Raw genomic sequence first — 711 nt, forward strand, 5'->3', positions numbered from 1 at the left:
CCCGCTACCTCGGCGCCCGCGACTTCTGCCGTCGCCCCCGCTGGCGCGTCTGCCGCCGCTCCCGCCGCTGCGCCGTCGCGCCCTGCGCCCCAGCCGGCTGCATCAAGCTCTGGCGATTTGCCTTGGATGAAAAACGCGCAGCGCCCCGCGGCATCTGCTGCTCCGGCGGCAGCGCCAGTACAGTCGCAGCCCGCTGCCCCCAAGGCCGCGCCCGCGCCGGCACCCGCCCCGGTGCGGCCCCAGCAGCCGGCCCAACCCAAGCAGCCGACCCAACCCAAGCAGCCGGCAGCCGCCCCTGCGCCTCGTACCGCCGCCGCGCCTGTAAGCGCACCGATGCCCGTTGCGTCACAGCCTGCGCCGGTGCCTGCCTCTGCGCCCGCGGCTTCGCCGTCGGCGCCCGTCACCGATGCGGGCGAGCTGCAGCGAAAGTGGACGGACGTTGTGAAGCGCGTGGTTGCCGCCCATCCTTCCCATGGCGCGCTGCTGCAGAGCGCTCACGCGGCTTCGGACGATGGCGCCAAGCTGGTGGTTGAGCTTCCCGCGGGGTCCAGCTTTGCGATGAAGATGCTTGCTCGCAAGGACTCCCAGTCGGTCATCATCCCCGTTGCGGTGCAGGTCTTTGGGCAGCGCGAAGTCGAGTTCACCATGGCTGGCGCGCCCGCGCCTTCCGCACCGGCCGCCGCCCCCGCGCCTTCCGCACCGGCCGCCGCC

General features: G+C 73.4%; 1 pseudogene. It reads left to right on the top strand.

The features are described 5' to 3' along the window. Window positions 1–711 (top strand): annotated as a pseudogene (locus HMPREF9452_RS12070) (hypothetical protein); the annotation flags it as partial.

The organism is Collinsella tanakaei YIT 12063 (genome assembly GCF_000225705.1).
In the GTDB taxonomy this organism is placed as follows: domain Bacteria; phylum Actinomycetota; class Coriobacteriia; order Coriobacteriales; family Coriobacteriaceae; genus Collinsella; species Collinsella tanakaei.